Genomic DNA, 16,785 nt, shown 5'->3' with positions numbered 1-16,785 from the left:
GGGCGATGAACGGCGCTTCCCTGGCGCCGGCGCGCTAAACTGGGCACTGAACAGCACAGGACTCTTTTCATGCAAGGCCATCCGGACGTCATCAACTACCTCAACCAGCTGCTGCGTGGCGAGCTGGCGGCGCGCGACCAGTACTTCATCCATTCGCGGATGTACGAGGACTGGGGCCTGATGCGCCTGTACGAGCGGATTGGCCACGAGATGGAAGAGGAAACCCAGCACGCCGATGCCCTGCTGCGCCGCATCCTGTTCCTCGAAGGCACGCCGGACATGCGGCCCAACGCCATCACCGTGGGCCAGACCGTGCCGGAGATGCTGCGTGCGGACCTCGCGCTGGAGTACGAGGTGCGCGAAGCCCTGGCCCAGGGCGTGGCTCTGTGCAACCAGCACAAGGATTTCGTCACCCGCGAGATTCTGGTCGTGCAGCTGGAAGACACCGAGGAAGACCACGCCTACTGGCTGGAGCAGCAGCTGGGCCTGATCGACAAGATCGGCTTGCAGAACTACCTGCAATCCCAGATGAAGGGCGGCACCACGCCCCACGGCGCCGGCCTCTAAACTCGGCGGAGCGGCGCTGCCAAGCGTCGCTCAGGACGTGCGGGCGTCGCCCTCCGGCGCCCGTGGCAGATAGAGCGAGATGCAGGTGCCCGCGCCAGGTGTGGTGTCCACCTGGATCTGACCGCCCGACTGGTGCACGAAGCCGTGCACCATCGACAGTCCCAGGCCGGTGCCCTGGCCTGGCGGCTTGGTGGTGAAGAAGGGATCGAAGATCCGCTCCACTATCTCCGACGCGATGCCGGTCCCGGTATCGCTCACCTTGACCCTCACATAGTCGCCGGCGGGCAGGTCGTGCGGTCGCTCCGGCGCATCCTCGGGCAGATTGGCCGTGGACAACCGCAACTGGCCTCCCTGGGGCATGGCATCGCGGGCGTTGATTGCCAGATTGAGCAGGGCGCTTTCCAGCTGGACCGCATCGATCACCGTCGGCCAGAGCGGCTCCGCCGGCTCGGCCTGGACCTCGATCGCCGGACCGACGCTGCGACGGATCAGCTCCTCCATGGCCAGCATCAGCTCGTTGACGTCGGTGGGCTTGGGTTCCAGCGTCTGCCGCCGGGAAAAGGCCAGCAACCGCTGGGTCAGGGAGGCCGCGCGCGCGGCATAGGCCTGGGCGCCACCGAGCAGCCGGTCGAGCTGGTCGGTACGATTCTGCTGCAGGCGGCGCTCGATCAGCTCCAGGCTGCCGATGATGCCGGCCAGCAGGTTGTTGAAGTCATGGGCGATGCCGCCAGTCAATTGGCCTATGGCTTCCATCTTCTGCGCCTGGTGTAGGGCCTGCTGGGCCTGGGTCAACTCGGCGGTGCGCTCGATCACCCGCTGTTCGAGGGTCTCGTTGGCGGTCCGCACCGCCTGGAACAACTGGGCCTGTTCGATGGCAATGGCCGCACGGGCGGCCAGGGCGACCATCAGCCGTTCGTGGCGGGCGTTGAAGCGCCTCGGCTCGGGATGGCCGAAGCCCAGTCCGCCCAGCACCGCCCCGCTGCGGGCTACCACCGAGACGGCCAGATAGCTGCGCAGGGGCAAGCGGCCCGCCGTTCTGCCGGGAGTCGCCAGGGCCTGGCCAAGCCGGGGATCGCTCGCCAGGTCGTCGCTCCGGACCACGCCCGCGCTGTCCAGGGTGGTGGCGAACAGCGCGGTGGCGCCGGACTCGCCGAACTGCTCGAAAACACCCCGCTCGACGCCGGACAGGGTGAAGCGCTGTAGGCGCCCGCCACGCGCTTCGGGCTGTGGATTGAAATAGGCGCCGAAGTCCGCTCCGGTCAGCTCCACGCCGGCATCGGTCACGGTCTGCACCAGGTGCGCCAGATCCAGCTGGCTGGCCACCTCCGTGTCGATGCGCTTGAGGGCTTCCAGGGTACGGGTTTCCTCGCGCAACTCGGCCTCGGCCTGCTTGCGGTCGCTGATGTCGACGAGGAATTCGAAGGCACTGCCGTCGGGCAGGCGCTTGGCCGCCACCAGGGCCCAGCCAGTCGAGCCGTCGCGTCGCCGATAGCTGCGCTCGTCGGGCGGCAGCTGGTCGTCGGCGCATCGCAACGTCGGCGCGGGCCAGGCGATGCGACCGGCCACCAGATCCTCGTGGTCATGCCCGCTCATGCGCAGGAAGGCGTCGTTGGCATCGATCAACCGGCCCTCGGCGTCGAAGCACAGCGCCCCCACCGTCTCGATTTCCAGGGCGGTGCGAAAGCGGCGCTCGCTGGCCTCCAGGGCGGCCCGTGCCAGATGGGCTTCGGTGACGTCCTGCCCCTGGCAGAAGATGCCGATTACCTGGCCGGTTTCGTCGGTCAGGGGTTCATAGATGAAATCCAGGTACAGGGTCCGGATCGGTTCACCCGCCGTTTCCAGTCGCATCGGCTGGTGTTCGGCGACGAAGCGGCGACCGCTGCGATAGACCTGTTCGAGCCACTCGAAGTAACCCTGATTCTGCAGCTCGGGAAAGACTTCGCGTACCGTGAGACCTTCGCGGGGCCGACCATCGAACAGTCGGCTGAAGGCGACGTTGACGAAGTCGAAGACGTGGTCCGGGCCGCGGACGATGGCGACGAAGCCCGGCGCCTGTTCGAACATCCGCCGCTGGCGCGCGGCATCGGCGGCGCGCCGGCGTTCGTCGAGGATGCGTTGGGTGGTCTCGTGCCCCTGGTTGAACAATCCGGCGACCTCGCCGCCTTCACCGCGGATCGGCGTGAAGCTGTAGTTCCAGTAGGTCTCGGTGACCACGCCCTGACGCACCATCGGCAGCAACTGGTCGAAGACGGAAAAGCCCTGGCCGGTGCTCAGGACCTGCTCGAATTGCGGCCCCACCACCGGCCAGATGTCCTGCCAGACCTCCTGCGCCGGACGGCCCAGGGCCCAGGGATGCCGCTCGGCGGGGATCGGCGCCCAGGCGTCGTTGTAGAGCAGCAGCAGGTCCGGCCCCCAGTAGATGGCGGTGGGAAAGCTGGAATTCAGGCAGATGCTGAGTGCGGAGCGCAGTGATTGCGGCCACTGCGACGGCGTGCCCAGAGGGGATTCCGACCAGTCGTGGGTACGCAACCGGGCACCCATTTCGCCGCCGCCGGCGAGAAAGTCCAATTCGTTCCAGTCGGCAATCTGCGCTGCCATCGATCACCTCTCCCCAGCCACTGCTGCCGTTCCAGGCGTTCAGACCACAATTGCACCAGAACTGCATGACCGCGACAGGTTTTTTTAGTTCGGGGTGGCGCTACAGGCGGGGCGCGTAACGTTCGATGGCCTCCGGCAAGGCCCAGCCCGCGGCGAAAGCCAGGATCAGCAGGATCAGCGGCAACAGTACCCACCAGGTCCGGGTCGGAACGGGTTCCAGGCGATTGCCGCCGGTCTTTTGCAACAGCGCCAGGCTAAGGCCGCAGAAGCCCCCGGCGAGCAGAGCGCCGGCCAGGATGTCGGTCGGCCAGTGCACGCCCAGATAAACGCGACTGAGGGCGATGAGCGCGGCCGGCAGGGCCGCGATCACCAGCCAGGCGAGGCGCCCGCGTGGCCCGTAGCGGCGGCCGACCAGGATGCCCAGGGTCAAGAAGAAGGCAAAGGAGGCCGAACTGTGGCCGCTGGGCAGACTGTAGGTGGTGAGCGGCTCGGCCAGCACGTCGGGTCGGGCACGGGCCAGCAGGTTCTTCAGTTGGCCATTGGCCAGGGCGGTGCCCAGGGTGGTGCCCAGGGCGAACAGCAGCGGCCGCCACTGGCGGAAGGCGGCCAGCACCAGAATCAGCACCGCGGCGAGGATCAGCTGGGTGCGGAAATCGCCCATGCGGGTAATGACCACGGCGACCAGGTTGAGCCAGCCTTCGCGATGCTCCTGGACCAGCGCCATCAGGCCCTCGTCGAAGGCGCGCAGGTGATGCCAGCCGAACAGCAGGGCCAGCAGACCGACCAGGCAGAGCGCACCGCTGAGCAGGGTGGTGCCGGCCCGCTCGCGCCAGGCGCCGTGGGCGATGACGGTCGCCAGCAGCACAGTGCCGCCCGTCACGAGGCCCGCCTGATACCAGAAGCCCTCGGGCAGCGGCAGGCGCAAGGCCGCCCCGGCCACCCAGCCTGGGCCCAGAGCCGCGATCGACCAGCCAGTCGCGGCCACCAGACTGACGGCGGCGAACTTCACCACGGGCATGTCGAGCATGCCGGCGATCAGCGGCAACAGGGGCCGCAAGGGGCCGATGAAGCGGCCGACCAGCAGGCTGGCAACGCCGTACTTGTGGATGAAGTCTTCCGCGCGGCTGATCCATTCGGGATGGGTACGCAGGACCGGCAGGCGGCGAATGCGTTCGTGGAAATGGCGGCCGAGAAAATACGATACGGCATCGCCGAGGATGCCACCCAGGAAGCCCAGCAGCAGGGTGTCGAAGAGACTCATGGCGCCGTTGCCGGCGGCGATGGAAATGGCGAACAGCACCACCGTGCCGGGCACCACCAGACCGGCCAAGGCCAGGCATTCGAGAAAGGCTACGACGAAGATGGCAACGCCGAGCCACTCATTGTGATGGGTGATCCACTGGGTCAGGCCGGCGAACAGTTCCGTCATCGAAAGGCTTCCTGGGGCTAAGGGCTGCGTCCTCAGACCCATGGGGAAAGCCTTGGTTGCCTCAAGGACGCGGATCGAGACGCAACGCCTCGGGGCGGGGAGATTGTAAATCGCGCTCGGGAATTTCCCAGACCAATAACTGTGGCGGGGTTTGTCGGAAGGCAGGGCTGTCGAAGTAGTCCCGCGCCGCGCCGGCGAAATGCCCGCCGTCCTTGGCGAAGCGCCCGACGCTGGCCCCCAGGGCCTGTTCCAGGAAGGGCAGAAAATTGGAATTGCGCGAGAAGGAGGTGCCGATCACCGCGACATTGGGCAGGTCGCCGTCGCCGAACAGATCATCGCTGGCGCCGGCCGCGGCGCGGCTGTCGACCTGGGTCAGCCGCAGGACCTCGGGTGCGGGTTGCAGGCGCGGCGGTAGCCAGTCCAGGCCGGCCAGGCGCACCAGGTCACCGGGCCGCGGCGCTGGCGCCAGGTGCGTACGACTGAAGGCCCGCGCCGGAGTGGCGTGGAAGGGCAGCGCCTGGATATGGGTGGCCAGGGCGCGGGCCGCGGTCTCGGCACCGGTCTCGTTCCAGTGGGTGTCGGTGCGCAGGAAGGCGGCGCTGCCCAGGGGCGCGAGTGCCGCGGTGAGGTCGAGCACCGGCACCTGGGCGGCGCTGAGCAGCCGCGTCCAGTCGGCGACGCGGCTGGCGAAGGCGGCCGGTCGGTGCAGGCTGCACAGCTGGTCGGCGGCGATGCGGCTCTTGTCCGGCACCACGGTGACCAGCAGCTGGATGTGCCGGGCAGCTAGTTGCTGACGCAGCTCGATCACCGTCTGGGCGCGGGCCCGGGCATTGGCGGCCGCCTGGCGCGGGACGTCGAGTTCTTCGGCGAGAAACAGCCAGCCAGGGCAGCCCTGACGTACCCGCGGACCGGTATCGCCCAGCAGCAGCCAGCTGGCGCCCCGTTCCAGGCGGGCAGCCGCTTCCGGCAGCGGCGCCTTGGCCAGCTCCTTGGCGATATGGTGGGTGAGCTCGCCTTCGAGCAGGGCGTGGCGATCCACCCGCTCCGGCCAGAGCGACAGGCGCTCGCTCAGCAGCGCCCAGGCGCAGGACGCCAGGCCAAGTGCCAGGAACAGCGCGAAGACGATTCCCGCCAGGGGCGCCAGGCGTGTGCTGGTGACACTGGGCGGCTGCGGGGCGGGCGAGGGCGGCAGGGCGGGAGCGCTCATGACGGCGGCCTCAGAACTGGAAGTAGAGGAAGGGCACGGCTTCGCGGCTGGCGATCAGCGCGAAGCAGAGCAGGAAGCCGGCTATCGGCCAAAAGGCACCGACACCGCGCAGCAGGGCGCTGCCAGGCAGACGCGCCTCGATGCGCGCCTGCCACAGCGGGGCGAGGACGCAGGCCACACCCAGGGCGGCAGCCAGGCCGTGCACGGGTCTCAGGGTCACGGCCAGGGCATCGCCCAGGGCGAAGCCGTGCAGGCCGAACTGACCGGCGTACATCGACAGCGCCGTGGCGAAGTCCGGCGCGCGGAACAGTGTCCAGGCCAGGGCCACGAACAGCAGGGTCAGGCCGTGGGCCAGGGGACGCGGCAGCGGGCGGCCACCGAGTTCGTCCCAGAGGCGATCCAGGCACAGCGCCAGGCCGTGCAGCATGCCCCAGAGCAGGTAGTTCCAGCTGTCGCCGCCGTGCCAGAGGCCGGCGATGGCCATGGTCAGGAAGAGATTGCGATAGGTGCGCCAGCGACCGCCGCGATTGCCGCCCAGGGAGATGTAGAGATAGTCGCGCAGCCAGCTGGACAGCGACAGGTGCCAGCGCCGCCAGAAGTCCTGGATGCTGCGGGCGAGATAGGGTCGGTTGAAGTTTTCCGGGAAGTGGAAACCCAGCATCAGGCCCAGGCCGATGGCCATGGCGCTGTAGCCGGCGAAGTCGAAGAACAGCTGCAGCGAATAGGCCAGGCAGCCGATCCAGGCGTCGACGAAGGACGGCTGATCGAGGTGGAAGGCCACATCCACCAGCGGCGACAAGGTGTCGGCCACCAGCACCTTCATGCACAGGCCGATCATGAAACGGCGCGCGCCGAGGGCGAAATTCTCACGAGTGAACCAGCGCTGGTTGAGTTCGCGCCGCACCCAGTCGTAGCGGATGATCGGCCCGGCGATGGAGTGGCCGAACATGGAGATGTAGGTGGCGTAGTTGACGAAGCTGCGCTCCACCGGCACCACGTGGCGGTGGACATCCACCAGGTAGGAGATGGCCTGCAGCACGATAAAGGACAGCCCGGCCGGCAAGGCCACCTTCTGCCAGTCCAGCGGCAGGGCGCCGGCGCTCACCAGCACCTGACTCCAGGTGGCAGCGACGATGTTGGCGTACTTGTACCAGCAGAGCACCGCCAGGTTGAGCACGATCAGCCCGGCGAGCAGCCGTAGCCGGGTCCTTGAGCCTTCGCGCGCGCGATCCACCAGTAGCCCGCCGACCCAGGCCAGCAAGGCCAGGGCCATGTGCAGCAGCAGGAACAGCGGACTCAGCCAGCCATAGAACAGCCAGCTGCCCACCAGCAGCACCCCGTTGCGCCCGCCGGGCCGCGCCAGGGCGTAGACCAGCAGGAACAGCGGCAGGAAGAGGGTGAGGAATTCCAGCGAGGCGAAGACCATCGAGCGGCTGTCCTTAGTGGGCGATAGCGTCCTGGGTGGCGAGCAACCGCGGACCCGCGGCGCCGGGCAGCAGCAGCACGCTGTAGCGCTCGCCGGCCTTGAGTTCGCCCAGGTCCAGGGCGTCACCGGTGGCCTGGCCGGCGCAGGTCAGCTGCACCTTGAGCGCCACGGCGTTGAGGCTGCGGCGCTGGAGGGTGCCGTCAGCGACGTTCTTGAAGATCTCGGCATTGCGGCCGGCCGCCTGCAGCCCCGGGTTCGCGCACTGCGGATCCAGGCTGTAGAAAGCCAGCGAGGCTTTGAGGGCGTTGAAGTCGTCGGGTTGCTCGCGCACCAGGCGCTGCACCAGCGGGCTGCCGGGCAGGACCACCAGGGTGGCGAATTCACCGGCGGCCACGGTCAGCTCCAGCGGGGCCTTGGCCGCGCCCTGGACCAGTTCGCCCTGGATGGCCTTGGTCGCCGGCACCGTCAGGTAGTCGGAGACCGGCTTGGCGGCTTCCAGTTGCAGCCGTGCGGCGGAGCCGGAGGCCTGTAGCGCCAGCGGCTCGCTGCCGGCGTTGACGAATCTGAGGAAAGCCGAGTCTTCGCTGGGGCCGGTGGGATAGAGGGACACCTCGGCCTGGGCCATCCCGCTCACTAGCAGGCCGAGCAGCAGCAGGGCCTTCACTGGGCGGCTCCCTTAAGTTTGTCGGCGGGCAGCTTGTTCAGGGCGTCGACGATGGCCGAACTCCAGGACTTGTAGCCCGGGCCGGTGAGGTGCTGGCCGTCGATGGTGGCCCACTGACCGGGCTTGGCGAAGCTCAGAGAGTCGATGTAGCTGCAGGGTGCGACGTTGCTGGCGAGGAAGCCGGACATCAGCTTGACCCGGTCGAAGGTCTTGCCGTATTTGCCGCCCTCGGTGCCCCAGGTCGGGCCGACCCAGGCGCAGTGGGTCTTGGTGGCGGCGATGGCCTTGGTCAGGCTGGTGGTCTGCTGCCAGACCCAGGTCTTGGGAAAGCTGGGGTTGGTGTAGCTGGCCATGGTGTCGCCCATGACGATCAGCACCAGGTCGGGCTTGTCGGCGGCGATGAGTTCGTTGATCGGCTGGGTGGCGGCCTTGCCGCCGAGCACCACGGCCTTGTCGCCGTTGCGCCGCTCGGCGCCGCCGCAGGTGCCGGGGGTGACCTTGAGCCAGTCGCCGGCGTTGGTGCCGCAGATACCCAGGGTGTGCACCTTGGCGCCTTGCTGCACCAGGCTGTCCTGCAGGGCGCCGATCAGGTAGTCGGGGGTGGCCAGGTGGCTGTCGCCGATCATGAGAATGGTAAGGCCGGTGAGAAGGCTGGCTGCCATGGGAACTCCGTGAATCAGTTGTCGTAGGGGGAACGATAGGGACTGACCGGCAAGGTGAGTGCGCGGTCCTGGGGATCCAGCGTATAGCGCAGATAGAGGCCGCCATTGAGCTGTTGGAAATCGCGGCCGTTGTCGACGCCGAGGTTGCCGCCAACGAACAGCTGGCGCCCGAGCTGGTACTCGGTGGCGCCAAGGAGGCTGTAGCCGATACTGGTCTTGCTCTGGCCGCCATAGACCGCCGGGGCGCCGAGCGCCTGGCTCGCCGCGGCCTGCAGCCGGGCGTCGGCCGGATAGAAATCGGCGCCGTCCTGCACGATGCGCTGCACGCCTACCGCGCCGCGCAGCTGCCAGGTCCAGCGATCGGTACGCTGCGACCAGGTCAGGGGCACGCCCAGGGCATAGAAGCGCTGCGGACTGAAGTAGCCGCCATGGCCATAGGTGAAGAAGGCCTGGTTGTTGTCGTAGGCGATGCCGGTGAGGGACAGGCCCAGCGTCAGGCGGCTGTCTTCGCTGTTGATCAGATAGCGGTACAGCCCGGTGCCCAATTCGGTGCGGCTGTTGTCGACGACATGATTGCCCAGCAGCCGGTACCAGGAGGCATAGGCATAGGCACCGAACTGGCGGTCGTCGTAGCCGAGCTGGCCGCGTACGCCATTGGCGGTCACGCCGCCCCATTGCTGGCCGGTACGGGCGTCCTCGCTGCCGGCGAAGGAGGTCAGGCTGTCGATCACCGCGCGGCGCGAGGCCGAGAGGGTATAGCGGCTGTTATCGGTCAGCGGCCGGTCCAGGCTCACCCCACCCACTGGCGTCGAATAGCGAAAGCCCAGTGGCGTGGTGCCGGCGTCGGCCTTGAGGCCGAGCTGCGGATCGCTGTAGGCCACCGCAAGGCCCACGCCGCTGTCGCTCTGGCTGCCCGGTGAACCCTCCGGCGCGGCCTGGGTGGCGGCCGGACCGCCCCCGAAGCGACTGCGGGCATCGCGGCCGACGCTGCCAGCGTTCAGGCTGACCGGGGTCACCCGCACGGCCAGGCGCACGTCGCCCAGCGGGAAGTCGATCTCCAGTGGCGCTTCCACGTCGGTGAGCTTGCCCAGGCCGCGCTCGTTATCGTTGCTGCGCACGGTCAGGCCCTGGGTGATCCGCGCGCTGCGCGTCTGCAGCAGGTCGTCGAGGGCGCGTTCGGCGGCGCTGTCCTGCGGGGCGGCGGGCGCGTCCGCCAGGGGCGCAGCCTTGGCCGCCGCCAGCAACTGCTCGGCGGTGGGCGGAATGGCCTGGCTGGCCAGGGTGGCGCTGCCGCGCCGCGTGCCGAAGGGATTGGCCGGCGCGCTGGCCAGGGGCCGCGCGGTCTCGGCGTCGCGGCGCTCCACCGCGACCACCTGGCGCAGCAGTTCGGTGGCCCGGCCATCGCGGCCCAGGGCGCGATAGAGACGCGCGGCCTCGGTCAGCACCGCCACGTCATCGGCGCCCAGGGTGACGGCACGTTCGAGGGCGCGTTCGGCATAGGCGCTGTCCCGGGCGCGCACGGCGGCATCGGCCGCGCCCAGTTGCAGCCGGGGATTGTCGGGCGCGCGGTGCAACAGGGGCTCATAGAGGCGCAGCGCCTTGTCGGCCTCGCCATTGGCCAGGTACAGCCGCGCCAGGGCGGCATTGGCCAGGTCATCGTCCGGGCGCTGGGCCAGGGCCGGCGCGAGGGTGTCGTAGGCGGTGACCAGATCGCCGCGCTCGCGCAGCTGGTCGGCCTGGCGCACCCGATAGCGATAGAGCAGGTCTTCATAGCCCTGACGGTGCGCGGCGCTCAGGCGCTGCCCCTGGAGGTCGTGCAGCAGGGCGTTGACCTCGTCGTCGGCGCCACTGCGCAGCAGCACCTCGCCATATTGCAGGCGCAGGGCGGGATCGGGCGTGCGTTCGCGGGCCAGGACATCGCGCAGCAGGCGCAGACCGCGTTCGGGATCGCCAGCCTCGGCATAGGCCGCTGCCAGACCACCCAGGGCCGCGGCGCGCTCGCCGGCCTGCGGCTCCAGGGCCGCCAGCTGGCGGCGTGCGGCCTGCTGCTGGCCGCGGCGGGCCAGGTCGCGAGCGGCGCTTACCCTGGCATCGAAGTCGAGATCGGCGGCCAGGCCGTTCATGGCCGGAGTGCGCTGGGCCGACGGGATGCGCCCGAGCAGCTCGCGCGCCGCCGCGGGATCCTGCTGCTCCAGGGCGAACAGGGCGCGGACATAGAGCGCCTCGGGGCGTTGGGGATCCTTGGCCAGGCCACTGTCCAGGGTCTGGCGGGCCGCCTGGGCCTGGCCCTGGCGCAGTTGCAGGCGCGCCAGGGCGAGCAGCGTCCAGACGTCGTCCGGATCGGCGCGGCGAGCGTCTTCCAGGGCGCGCCGGGCGCCCTGAAGATCGCCACGACCTTCGGCCAGCTTGGCTTCCTGCAGGGCCTGGGTGGCCTTGAGCCGATCCAGATTGCCGAGCTTGGCGCGCTCGGCCGGGGTCAGGGTGTCGATCAGGCGCAGGGCCTCGGCCGGACGGTCGCTCTCGGCCAGCAGGTCAATCAGGCCGCGGCGGGCTTCGAGATTGCGCGGATCCTGCTGCAGGATCCGCCGATAACCGGCCTCGGCGGCGTCCAGCTGCCCGGTCTGGGCCTGCAGCCCAGCCAGGGCTAGCGGCGCTTCCGGACGCTTGGCGTCCAGCCGCAGCGCCTGCTCCACGCGGGCACGGGCGGTAGTGAAGTCGTTGCTCTGCTGGGCCTGACGGGCCTGGGCGAGCAGCGCCCAGTAGCGCACCTCGGCGAGGGGTGCCTGCCAGCGCGCCCCGCCCGGTTGGCGGCTGGCGCGGCTCAAGAGGTCCTCGGCGTCGCTGAAGCGCTCCTGGCGCTGGCGGACGATGCCCAGTCCGCCCAGGGCGTTGGCGTCGTTAGGTGCCGTCTTGAGCCGTGCCTGGAAGGCCTCTTCGGCAGCGCCCAGCTCATTGCGGCGCAAGGCCTCGATGCCGCGGGCCAGTTGCGGATCCAGACCGCCGCTGCGATTCAGGGCACGGCCCTTTTCCAGCTGGGCGCGCAACTCGGCGTCGTCGGGATGCTGGCGTAGATAGGCCTCGAACAGCGGCACCTCGGCCGGACCGGGCGGACCGCTCCAGACCAGGGCCTGGCGCCAGTACTCAGCGGCCTCGCCGCCGATGTCCTTACGCGTGCTGAGATCGGCCAGGGCCTGGATGCCACGGCTGCGACTGGCCGGAAAACGCGCCAGGTGCTTGGCCTGGATCAGCATCAGCGCCGGGTCGGCAGGTTGCAGCTTGCGCAGGCGCTCGATGCCTGGACCCGCTTCCTGCCAGCCATTGGGGGTATAGGCGAGGATGTCGTAGTACTCCCGCGCCAGATCGCCCTGGGGCAGTCGACCACCAAACAGCTGGCGATAGAGCGCCAGGGCCGGCACGGGCTTTTCTTCGCTGACCAACTGGCGGGCATCCACCAGGCGCTGCGGATTGTCGCCACTGGCCAGGGCGATGTCCTGTTCCAGTTGCAAGGCCTGCTGGGGCAGGGGCTTGAGCGCCTGCAGGCGGCGCAGATAGGCCTGGGCCGCCGACAGCCGGTCAGCCTGTACCTCGATCAGGCCCAGGCCGTAGAGCGCCTCGGGCTGCTGCGCATCCAGTTCGAGCAGCTTGTTCCAGGTCTCCTGGGCGCGGGGCGCGTTCTTGCGTGCCTGCCAGAAATGCCCCTGCTCGATGAGCAGCGCTTCGGGCGTGCCGGCCGCCAGGGCCAGCGGCGGCAGCAGGAGACCGGTCAGCAGGGTAGCCAACAGTGGCGTGCGGATCATGGTCTAGCGCTCCAGCCGTTGACGGGCACGGGCACGCAGCGCCGCATAGAGCAGGCCGGCCAGCAAGGCCACGCCCAGGGCGCTCAAGCCCAGCATCAACAGCGGGTGGCGAGCCAGTTGCCAGCGGACATAGAGCAGCGGCCCCAGGCTACCGACGTGATAGGTCTCGTCGGCCACCAGGCTCTGCACCTGCTGGCCACGCACCATGGCCAGGCTGCCCTGCAGCCCCTGGGCATAGTCTTCCCGGGTGGTGAGGGCGCGGCTGATGTCGGCCAGACCTTCGGGGCGGGCGGCGACCAGGGCCACCACGCTGCGACCGCTCCTGAGCGGCGATTCGAAGCCGGCGACGAAGGCCGTGCCGGCACCGCCACTGGCACTCAGGGCCGCGCGGCTGCGCGCCAGGCTGGCCGCGTTGTCACTGCTGAACCACTGGCGCACCTTGAACGCCAGGTCGGAAACCTCGAAGCGCTGGCTGTTGCCGGCGAAGCCGGCCGGCAACTGGGCGGCCCAGCGTTGCAGCAGCGGCTGGTCGGCGCCGCTGGCGATCAGCAGCAGGTCCTTGTCGGCCAGACCCTCGACCTCGCCCGCGCGGGCCACGGTGACCGCGGTGGCGGGATAGCCGGTGGAACTGCCGAAGCGGCCGAGCACGTTCAGGTAGCTGTCGATCTCCGCCGCGCTGGGCGCATCGGGCAGGATCACCGCGGTTTCGCTCAGATCCGCCAGGCGGGTGAAGGGAAAGCCGCTGTCCTTGAACACGCCCAGGTTGGGCAGGGCGATGAAGTGCCGATAGCCGGACAGATCCAGGGTCGAGTCCGGTTCCAGGGTGCCGCGCATGTTGTCGATGATGACGTCGCGGCATTCACCCTGCTTGAGGTAGTCGTACATGAAGCGGAATTGCAGGCGGGCCTGCAGTGCCTCCCCATCCAGCGGCAGCCGCACCTCGGCCTCGCGGGGCAATTCCTCGTCCTTGATCAGACCCAGCAAGCCCTGGTCCAGGTGCTCCTGGGACGGCAGGGGGATGGACTGCACGAAGCGGTCGTTGAAGCTCACCAGCAGCGAGGAATTGGTCGCCACCGGCTGCGGGGTGTAGCGGTATCTGAGGTGCAGCGGCAACCCCTGGTTGCGCCAGAGGAACAGGTCCGGCGGCAGTCGCAGCGGCACGGTCACCGTTCCCGGCGCGTAGCCGGAGACGGCGAGCTCCTTGGGCGTCGCCAGCTCGCCCAGACGCACCGGTCGGTCGCTGGGCAGCCAGTTGGGCGCATCGTAGGGCTTGCGCGGTTGCAGCGCCTGCAGGGTCTCGATGGTCATGCCCTGGCCGGACAGGGTCTGGTGACCCAGGGCCACGGCGCTCGCGGCGCGCTTGAGTTCGTTGGCATCGCGCCCGGAGATCACCAGTAGCTGGCCCTGGGGATCGAAGGGGTTGACCAGGATGTCGACCCGCGCCGCCGTCGGTGCCGGCAGACTCAGGCCCAGGGTCTTGGCGCGCTCTTCGCTGGTGACCAGCACCACCGCATTGCCCTTGGCCGGCAAGGCGCTCTGGCTGCTGGGAAAGCGGGCGCCGCGATAGCTGGCCAGAGCGCTGAACCAGGACGACAGGGTGCCGGCGGCCTCCAGGGTGCCGTTGTCCGCCGCTCCGGCGATGACGAAGGGCAGCTCCAGCGGGCGGGCATCGCGGCGATCAAAGAACGGCTGCGGCAGGCGCGCCAGATCCGGCGCCAGGTCCAGGCGGTTGACCTGGATGTCCAGGCGGCTGCCGTTGCTCACCTTGGCCCAAAGACTGGAGTGCAGCGGGTCTTCGCACTGCATGGTGTAGTGGCCGATCAGCTGGATGCTCAGCCGGTTGAACTCGGTGATCAGCCGCGGCGGGATATCCACCACCCGGGTCTGGGGCGTGCCGGCGGTCTCCTTGGGCAGCGGAATGCTGGCGGCGACCTCGTCGTTGACCAGTACATTGAGCTGGGACAATTCCGGCAGCAGCGCCGGGGAATAGGTGTAGTTCAACGTCACCTTGGCGGCGCTGACGATCTCGTCGGCACGGATATCGAAGCTGACCCCGTCGCGACTGTCGATGCCGCGCAGATTGAAGGGATAGACCGCGCCGAGCTGCTTGAAGCTGTTGTCGTAGCCGCTGCCGGCCATGGCCACGGCCACCGGGGGTGCGCTCTGGGCCAGGGTGATGGCGGGTGCGGCACCCAGGGTGGCGAGCAGGAGCGGGGCGAGACGAAGCGACACGGTCATGGGCGGTCCAGGGAGGCGGAAGAGGAGGGCGCCGTGCGCCGGGAAGGTCGGCTCAGGCGCCAGACGTTGCGATTGAGATCGGCGATGCCGCGCAGGCCGATCAGACTGACCTCGCGCAGCGAGCCCAGCAGGGAATCCGGGCGATGATTGCCCCAGGCCTCGGCCCAGAGATCGGCGCGGGAAAAGGTCATGCGCACCAGCTCACGCTGTTCGGTGACGCTGAGCTCGGCGAAGCGGGTGCCCACCGCGCCGGCGCGGCTGAAGGCCACGGTGGCCGGGAAGCGGCGGCTGCGACCGTCGCGGCTGAGTTCCACCTCGACCGCGCTGCCCTCGGGCACCTGCACACCCTCGGGTAGCTGCAGGCCAACGCCGCTCTGGGAGAAGTCCAGGGTAGTGCACGCCAGGCGGCTGCCATCGGCGAGGACGAGTCCGGCCGGCAGGGCGGCGGCCACCCGCGGTTCGGCGCGTACCTGGCGCGTCTCGCTCGCCACGGCCACCGCGGCACTGGCGATCACCAGGTTGTAGAGGGTCCAGACCAGATTGATGGCCACCGTGGTCACCGCTTCGGGATCGCCGAGGAACAGCCGGCCGATGCCCACCCCCAAACCGAGCAGATTGAGCGCCAGCAGCACGATGTAGGGCCGTGCCAGCTCCCAGTCGAAGTAGTCGCGGGCGATGATGCCGCCCTTGTCGGTGACGTTGAACTTGCCCAGCCGCGGGTTGATCAGCGCCAGCAGCGTGGGCCTGAGGATGTACCAGGCCAGCACCGTCTCGTAGACCTCGTTCCAGAAGGAGTGGCGGAATTCGCCCTGGATGCGCGAGTTGGTCAGGTTGGAATGCAGCACGTGGGGCAGCACATAGCAGGTGATCAGCAGTGCCGAGGCGTGAAAGATCTGCGCGCTGAACAGCAGATAGGCCAGTGGCGCGGTGAGGAACACCAGGCGCGGCAGACCATAGAAGAAGTGCAGCATGGCGTTGAGGTAGCAGAGCCGCTGGCCGAGGGCGAGGCCCTTGCCCAGCAGCGGATTGTCCATGCGAAAGATCTGCGCCATGCCGCGTGCCCAGCGGATGCGCTGGGCGATATGGCGCGACAGGCTTTCGGTGGCCAGACCGGCGGCCTGGGGAATGCCCAGGTAAGCGGTGTTGTAACCGAGCCGATTGAGCTTGAGCGCGGTGTGGGCGTCTTCGGTCACCGTCTCGGTGGCCACGCCGCCGACCTCTTCCAGCATGGTGCGCCGGATTACCGCGCAGGAGCCGCAGAAGAAGGTGGCGTTCCACAGGTCGTTGCCGTCCTGCACCAGCCCATAGAACAGCTCGCCCTCGTTGGGCACGGTGCGAAAGGTCTTGAGGTTCTTCTCGAAGGGATCCGGGGAAAAGAAGAAGTGCGGCGTCTGCAGCATGGCCAGCTGCGGATCCTTGAGGAACCAGCCCAGGCAGACCTGCAGGAAGGAGCGCGTCGGCACGTGGTCGGCATCGAAGATGGCGATGTACTCGCCATCGGTCACCTTGAGCGCCGCGTTGAGATTGCCGGCCTTGGCATGCTCGTTGTTCTCGCGCACCAAATAGGAGACGCCAGCGGTCGCGCAGAAGTGGCGGAAGTCCTCGCGGCGGCCATCGTCGAGCACGTGCACCCGCAGCTTGTCGCGCGGCCAGTCGATGGCCTGGGCCGCCAGGATCGATAGCTTCACGATGCTCAGGGCTTCGTTGTAGGTGGGGATGAAGACGTCCACGGTGGGCCAGGCGGCCGGATCGGCCGGCAGCGGCACCGGTGTGCGGCGCAGCGGCCAGATGGTCTGCAGATAGCCGAACACCAGCACCGCCAGGGCATAGAGCTCGGCGGCCACCAGCCCGTAGCCGAGCACCATTTCCAGCGGCGTCTCGAAGCCCAGGGTGCTGGTCAGGCGCCAGTAGAGGTAGCGCAGCGACGCCAGCAGCGACAAGAGGATCAGCGCGATCACCGGCAGCCGCCCGGGCAGCCGGCGCAGCAGCAGGGCCGCGACGAAGCAGCCGACGGCGAACAGCGCCTGCTCTTCCAGCGCCAGGGGTACGCTCACCAGCAGGGCGCCCAGCAGCGCGGCGGCCGTCCAGGCGAGCAGCTGCAGCCAGGCCGGCGCTACCGGCGCTGCGGGTGGGACGTCGGCACTGCGCGCTGCGCGGCGCTGGCGAATCTGGTCCAGGCGGTCGAGAACGCTCATGG

At 68.9% G+C, this 16,785-nt stretch carries 10 protein-coding genes; 1 reads left to right on the top strand and 9 read right to left on the bottom strand.

Annotation, left to right across the window (positions count from 1 at the left end; all coding sequences use genetic code 11):
- Positions 1-69: 69 nt before the first annotated feature.
- Complete coding sequence (bfr, locus tag NRG74_RS12010; RefSeq protein WP_007159675.1) at positions 70-567, top strand: bacterioferritin; 498 nt, start codon at positions 70-72, stop codon at positions 565-567.
- Between the two features lie 30 nt (positions 568-597).
- Here bfr and NRG74_RS12005 read toward each other — a convergent pair whose 3' ends face one another.
- The 9 genes from NRG74_RS12005 to bcsA all read right to left on the bottom strand — a co-directional run bounded on the left by NRG74_RS12005 (position 598) and on the right by bcsA (position 16,783).
- On the bottom strand, positions 598-3,165 hold the full coding sequence (locus NRG74_RS12005; RefSeq protein ID WP_257704035.1) for an ATP-binding protein: 2,568 nt from the start codon (positions 3,163-3,165) through the stop codon (positions 598-600).
- A gap of 100 nt (positions 3,166-3,265) precedes the next feature.
- Positions 3,266-4,594, bottom strand: coding sequence for a bifunctional DedA family/phosphatase PAP2 family protein (locus tag NRG74_RS12000; protein WP_257704033.1), 1,329 nt, complete (start codon positions 4,592-4,594; stop codon positions 3,266-3,268).
- Between the two features lie 61 nt (positions 4,595-4,655).
- The gene (locus tag NRG74_RS11995; RefSeq protein ID WP_064307947.1) at positions 4,656-5,801 is read right to left on the bottom strand and encodes an alginate O-acetyltransferase AlgX-related protein; all 1,146 of its coding nucleotides are present in this window, start codon (positions 5,799-5,801) and stop codon (positions 4,656-4,658) included.
- Between the two features lie 10 nt (positions 5,802-5,811).
- Complete coding sequence (locus NRG74_RS11990) at positions 5,812-7,227, bottom strand: MBOAT family O-acyltransferase (RefSeq protein ID WP_184291670.1); 1,416 nt, start codon at positions 7,225-7,227, stop codon at positions 5,812-5,814.
- Between the two features lie 13 nt (positions 7,228-7,240).
- The gene (locus NRG74_RS11985; RefSeq protein WP_257706589.1) at positions 7,241-7,852 is read right to left on the bottom strand and encodes an alginate O-acetyltransferase AlgF; all 612 of its coding nucleotides are present in this window, start codon (positions 7,850-7,852) and stop codon (positions 7,241-7,243) included.
- 35 nt (positions 7,853-7,887) lie between these two features.
- Positions 7,888-8,553 (bottom strand): cell division protein FtsQ, encoded by a 666-nt coding sequence (locus NRG74_RS11980; protein ID WP_017642524.1) that lies wholly within the window; start codon positions 8,551-8,553, stop codon positions 7,888-7,890.
- Positions 8,554-8,567: 14 nt separating this feature from the next.
- Positions 8,568-12,350 carry a cellulose biosynthesis protein BcsC gene (locus NRG74_RS11975; RefSeq protein ID WP_257704027.1) on the bottom strand — a complete coding sequence of 1,261 codons (3,783 nt, stop codon included), beginning with the start codon at positions 12,348-12,350 and terminating at the stop codon, positions 8,568-8,570.
- Between the two features lie 3 nt (positions 12,351-12,353).
- Positions 12,354-14,588 (bottom strand): cellulose biosynthesis cyclic di-GMP-binding regulatory protein BcsB, encoded by a 2,235-nt coding sequence (gene bcsB / locus NRG74_RS11970; protein ID WP_257704025.1) that lies wholly within the window; start codon positions 14,586-14,588, stop codon positions 12,354-12,356.
- The gene (gene bcsA / locus NRG74_RS11965; RefSeq protein WP_257704023.1) at positions 14,585-16,783 is read right to left on the bottom strand and encodes a UDP-forming cellulose synthase catalytic subunit; all 2,199 of its coding nucleotides are present in this window, start codon (positions 16,781-16,783) and stop codon (positions 14,585-14,587) included. Before bcsA ends, bcsB begins: the two co-directional genes overlap by 4 nt.
- Positions 16,784-16,785: the final 2 nt, after the last annotated feature.

The organism is Pseudomonas oryzihabitans (assembly GCF_024652905.1).
Taxonomy (GTDB): domain Bacteria; phylum Pseudomonadota; class Gammaproteobacteria; order Pseudomonadales; family Pseudomonadaceae; genus Chryseomonas; species Chryseomonas benzopyrenica.
The sequence above is the reverse complement of the archived record's forward strand: the minus strand, read 5'-3'. Positions and strand labels throughout refer to the sequence as shown.